General features: G+C 63.8%; 4 protein-coding genes. 3 read left to right on the top strand and 1 reads right to left on the bottom strand.

The genetic code is table 11. The features are described from left to right. A partial coding sequence (locus NDB2M1_RS00170; protein WP_171955284.1) for a calcium-binding protein occupies positions 1–1,682 on the bottom strand: 1,682 nt, incomplete at its 3' end. Positions 1,683–2,172: 490 nt separating this feature from the next. On the opposite strand from NDB2M1_RS00170, the gene NDB2M1_RS00165 reads away from it, so the two are divergent. The 3 genes from NDB2M1_RS00165 to NDB2M1_RS00155 all read left to right on the top strand — a co-directional run bounded on the left by NDB2M1_RS00165 (position 2,173) and on the right by NDB2M1_RS00155 (position 5,423). Beyond that, a complete protein-coding gene (locus NDB2M1_RS00165) occupies positions 2,173–2,700 on the top strand; it encodes a carboxymuconolactone decarboxylase family protein (protein WP_054122728.1) in 528 nt (175 codons plus the stop codon). A 72-nt stretch (positions 2,701–2,772) separates the two neighbouring features. Further along, entirely contained in the window at positions 2,773–4,080 is a 1,308-nt protein-coding gene (locus tag NDB2M1_RS00160) for an omega-aminotransferase AptA (protein ID WP_054122726.1), read from the top strand. Beyond that, positions 4,077–5,423 (top strand): M24 family metallopeptidase, encoded by a 1,347-nt coding sequence (locus NDB2M1_RS00155; protein WP_072378559.1) that lies wholly within the window; start codon positions 4,077–4,079, stop codon positions 5,421–5,423. The genes NDB2M1_RS00160 and NDB2M1_RS00155 overlap by 4 nt, the downstream gene beginning before the upstream one ends. Positions 5,424–5,642: the final 219 nt, after the last annotated feature.

Raw genomic sequence — 5,642 nt, 5'->3', positions numbered from 1 at the left:
AGGCCGCCGCGCTGCAACACGAGATCGACGTTACCCGGCGATGCGCCGGCCGCCGCCGTGACGATAGTGCCCGGGCGCAGGTTCTGCAGGGTCAGCGAACCACCGGTGAAGGTCAGCGTATTGCCGCTGAGCGAATAAGTGAACGCCGGGCTGCCCGCCGCCGCAGCCCCGGTAAAGGTGATCCGGTCGCCGATATCGAGGTCCGTGATCGTATCGCCGTTCAGTTCCGCCGCGCTGCCCGAAAAGATGTCGTTGCCGCTGCCGCCGGTCAGCGTGTCCGCGCCAGAGCCGCCGAAGAGCGTGTCATCGCCGCTCCCGCCCCAGAGTGTATCGTTGCCATCGCCGCCGATCAGCGTATCAGCACCGGCGCCGGCGATGAGAACGTCGTCGCCATCCCTGCCGTTCAGCGTGTCGTTGCCATTTCCGGCGATCAGCACATCTCTGCCAAGGGTTCCGGTCAGCGTCTTAGCTGTCGTCGCAGTGTCGAAGATGAAATCGCTGGCGGTCAGCTGGCTCGGTCGAATGCCATTGATGGTGATTGTTCCCTTTGAGAAGGGCAAACTGATCACGGTATTGCCAAGGTTCTCGGAGACAAAGGGCGACAGCGTTTCCAGATCGCCAAAGCCGAGCGGCGCGAGATTGATCCGGTCCTGACCTCTCACGAAGTCCGTGATCACATCTTGGTTGAACGCAAGGGCGGTGTAGGCAAATATGTCGTTGCCGCTTCCGCCCGTCAGCAAGTCATTGCCAATGCCGCCGATAAGGGTGTCGGCACCGGCGCCGCCATAAAGGTCGTCGTAACCGCTGGAGCCGTCGAGGGTGTCGTTGCCATTGCCGCCGAACAGTACGTCGTCGGCGACGGTCCCGGTGGGGGGTGGTGCTGCGGGGTTGAAGATGAAATCGTCCGCCGTCAACTGGCTAAGCAGAACGCCGTGGATGGTGATCGTTTCCGGTGCACCGCCATAGAGAAGCCTGATGACGGTACTGCCACTTTCATCAGACATGTAGTTCGACAGTGTCGGCAGATCGGCCCCGCCAAGGATCGAGAGATCGATCTTGTCCTGACCGCTCACGAAGTCTGCAATCACATCGTTGCCGAACTGGCGGGCGGGATAGCGAAAAATGTCGTTTCCGTTGCCGCCGGTCAGCCAATCATCACCGTTGCCGCCAACGAGCGTATCGGCCCCAGCGCCGCTGTTGAGAACATCGTCACCACCGCCGCCGTTCAGCGTATCGGCCCCAGCGCCGCTGTTGAGAACATCGTCACCACCGCCGCCGTTCAGCGTATCGTTGCCATTGCTGCTGAACAGCATGTCGCCGTTGACGGTTCCTGTGAGAGATGATGCCGTCGTCGCAGTGTTGAAGATGAAATCGCTGGCAGTCAGCTGGCTCGGCAGAACACCATTGATGGTGATCGTTTCCGGCGTGCTGTCGTAAACAAGGCGGATGATGGTGTTGCCAAGGTTCTCTGCCATGTAGCCCCGCAATGTTGCCAGATCGGCAATGCCCAGGGCAGAAAGATTGATCCGGTCCTGACCTTGTACGAAGTCGGTGATGACGTCTTCACCGAACAGGCGCCCTGTAAACGCAAAAATGTCATTGCCTGCACCGCCAGTGAGCTCGCCATTGGCGGAGGTTCCGGATAAGGTGTCGTTGGAGCCAGTGCCGGTAATGATTGCCATGAACCGCTCCCAATCATGTCAAATTCAATTCAATAGCCGAGGATCTCCTCGCAGACATCTGGATTACGAATTACGGTGACACTTTACCAAATCCCCAAACCTCACGCCCTCCATCGATCCTGCCACACACCTGCCCCCATCCCAAACCCCGTTCCAGCACTCCCTAAACAGTCTTCTCACATCCCGATAAATAACAGACGCGTCTGTTATTTATAAACTGCTGTCCTACATGCACACGCTTGCGGCATAGTCCCGAAATGCGCTGCGAATCCTTGCAAATCCGCCGCTTTCGGCCGTCCTCCTGCGGGACAGATCGCCCTGCGCCGGGGCTGCCGGTTTTTGCTCTGGACTGTGTCAACCCCGTCAACCTTCCCCGCCGAACGTCCCTTTCCTGCACAGCCCGCGCCTGTCAGATTCGGGAGTGGAGAACGCGGGCTGCCGGGCGTCTGATCGCCCGCAGGCCCTGTGCCAGACCATGAAGGAGGATGCCATGCGTGTTGCTCTGCCCGAAGCCCATCACATGAACCCGCTCGGCCACCTCTCGGAGCACTACGCGCCCGAGATCGTGAACGCCGCTTTCGGCTTTTCCGATGTCACCTACCGCATGTCGAAGCTGCCCACCCGCCTGTTCGAAGGCGCGCGGATGCGCACGGCGCTGATCAACGGGTGCCAGCTCTGCCAGAACTTTCGCGTGCTGCGCGATCGGCCAGACATCGAGCGCACGAATGGCCCGGCGCCGGACGAGGCGTTCTACGCTGCCGTCCATGAATGGCGCACTTCGCCGGTCCTGTCGGAGCGCGAGAAGCTCGCAATCGAATATGCCGAGAAAGTCGGGCTCGATCCCAAGGCGCTCGCCACCGACGAGGATTTCTGGACGCGCTGCAAGGCCGCGCTCACCGATGACGAGATCGTCGATCTCGCCTTCTGCGTCGCGGTGTGGATGGGGCTGGGGCGCGTTGCCCACGTACTCGGCCTCGATGCTGTCTGCGCGCTGCCGGCGCTGCGCGAGGTTGCCTGAGGCTTTTCGCGGCGCGCGGAACGTGCCACGCTGCACTGGTTCGTTTTACCGCGTCCGGAAAGTCCTGCCCCGATGAACACGCCCGATCTTGCCGCCTGGTGGATGCCTTTCACCGCCAACCGCCAGTTCAAGTCGCAGCCCCGCCTCCTCGCCGAAGCGCGCGGCATGTTCTACCGCTCGGCGGACGACCGGGAGATCCTCGATGGCACGGCGGGCCTGTGGTGCGTCAATGCCGGGCACGGGCGCGAGGAAATCGCGGACGCGGTCTCCCACCAGATCCGCACGATGGATTTCGCGCCCGCCTTCCAGATGGGCCACCCCATCGGCTTCGATTTCGCGACCCGCCTTGCTGAGATCGCGCCCGCGGGGCTCGACCGGGTGTTCTTCACCGGCTCGGGTTCCGAGTCCGTCGACACCGCGCTCAAGATCGCGCTCGCCTACCAGCGCGCCATCGGCCAGGGCACGCGCACCCGCTTCATCGGGCGCGAGCGGGGCTATCACGGTGTCGGCTTCGGCGGTGTCTCGGTCGGCGGCATCCTCAACAACCGCCGCGTGTTCACCAGCCTGCCGGGAGTGGACCACATGCGCCACACCCACGACCTGTCGCGCAACCGCTTTACCCGCGGCATGACCGAACAGGGCGCGGAACTGGCCGACGATCTCGAGCGGCTTGTCCAGCTCCACGGCGCGGAGACCATTGCTGCTGTGATCGTCGAGCCGGTCGCGGGCTCCACCGGCGTGCTGCCGCCGCCCAAGGGCTATCTCGAACGCCTGCGCGAAATCGCGACGCGGCACGGCATCCTGCTCATCTTCGACGAAGTGATCACCGGCTTCGGCCGCCTCGGCACGCCGTTCGGCGCGGACTACTTCGGCGTCACGCCGGACCTCATCACCACCGCCAAGGGCATCACCAACGGCACCCTGCCGATGGGCGCCGTCTTCGCGAGCCGTGCGGTGCATGATGGTCTGATGAACGGGCCGGAAAACCTCATCGAGCTGTTCCACGGCTATACCTATTCCGGCCACCCCGTCGCCTGCGCCGCGGGCCTCGCCACGCTCGACATCTATGCCCGCGAAGGCCTGCTGACCCGCGGCGCCGCGCTGGCGGACTTGTGGGCCGATACGCTCCACGGCCTGCGCGATGCGCCGCATGTGATCGACGTGCGCACCATCGGTCTCGTCGGCGGCATCGAGCTCGCCTCCCGCGACGGCGCTCCCGGCGCACGCGCTTATGACGTGTTCACCGATTGCTTCCGCGCCGGCCTGCTGATCCGCGTGACAGGCGACATCATCGCGCTCTCGCCGCCGCTGATCGTCGAGCCCGATCACATGGGCCGTATCGCCGAAACGATCCGCGCGGCGCTGGAACGCGCAGCATGAAGCATCTGCTGGCCGCTGCGGCGGTGCTGGTGGCAAGTCCGGCATTCGCCGCGCCCATCGGCATGAGCGACACGGAGCAGGCCGCCCCCGCCGTTCCGCCAATCCTCTCTGCACGCGAGCGGGCCGAAACCGAGAACCGCATCCTCTCCGAACGGCTCGAAACGGTGATCCCGGCGATCATGCGCGCCGAAGGCATCGACCTCTGGCTGCTCGTCGCGCGCGAGTATTTCGAGGAGCCGGTGGTCGCCACGATGCTCGATGCCGAGAACATGCATGCGCGGCGGCGCACGATCCTGATCTTCCACGATCCGGGCGAGGGCAAGCCGGTCGAGCGCCTGACGGTGAGCCGCTACGGACTCGGCGGCCTGTTCAAGCCGGCGTGGGATCCGGCGAAGCAGCCGGACCAGTGGAAGGCCGTGGCCGATATCATCGCGGCGCGCAATCCGGGGAAGATCGCGGTCAACATTTCCGATCTCCACCAGTTCGCCGACGGCATGACCGTCAGCCAGTACGACAAGTTCACCGCTGCCCTGCCTGAGGCGCTGCGCGCCCGCATCGTCAGCGGGGAGGGGCTGGCGATCCGCTGGCTGGAAACGCGCACGCCGTCGGAAATGGCGCTCTATCCGACCATCGAGCGCACCGCCCACGCCGTGATCGCCGAGGCTTTTTCGCGCAAGGTCATCACCCCGGGCGTGACGACGGCGGAGCAGGTGCAATGGTGGTACCGTGATCGGCTGCTTCAGCTGGGCCTCGATGCCTGGTTCCATCCCTCGATCGCAATCCAGCGCAAGGGCGCCGAAGGCATGCTCGAGGGGAACGAGGTGATCCGTCCGGGCGACCTCCTGTGGACCGACTTCGGGATCACCTACTTGCGGCTCAACACCGATACGCAGCACCTCGCTTATGTGCTGAAGCCGGGCGAGAGCGAGGCGCCAGCGGGGCTGAGGCAGGGCCTTGCGAACAGCAACAAGGTGCAGGATGCCTTGCTGCGCCAGTTCGTGGTCGGGCGAAGCGGCAATGAAGCATTGGCCCGCGCGCGGGCTGAGGCCAAGGCGGCGGGGCTTGATCCTTCAATCTATTCGCATCCCATCGGTTTCCACGGCCACGGCGCCGGACCATCGATCGGTTTCTGGGACAACCAGAACGCCGACCCGCGCGGAGATGCTGCGATCCATGCCAATACCGCGTGGTCGATCGAGTTGACCTCCTATGCCGTCGTGCCTGAATGGGGAGGCCAGCGGGTCGACTTTCGCGCCGAGGAGAATGCCTTTTTTGACGGGAAGACCGTGCGCTTCATCGACGGACGCCAGACGAGCCTGACACTGATCCCGTCTGATCCCTGACCCTCGGGCTGCTGCGCCTCCTTTTTGCAGGCCGGATCAAAAAAGTTTGATTTCGTGCTTGACGAATCAACCGCCGTCCATCAGATGCGCTCCACCGGCAGGGACGGCGGCATCGCTTCCATTTTTGCTGGTCGCCAGCATAGTCGGACACCAGGTCCCCCGGTAGCGAAAATCGGGGAACGTTGGTTGTCCGCCAAATTCTGTCTGGTGGTTCTTTGA

The organism is Novosphingobium sp. NDB2Meth1 (assembly GCF_900117425.1).
Lineage (GTDB): Bacteria > Pseudomonadota > Alphaproteobacteria > Sphingomonadales > Sphingomonadaceae > Novosphingobium.
This window is presented reverse-complemented; position numbering and strand designations above follow the sequence as displayed.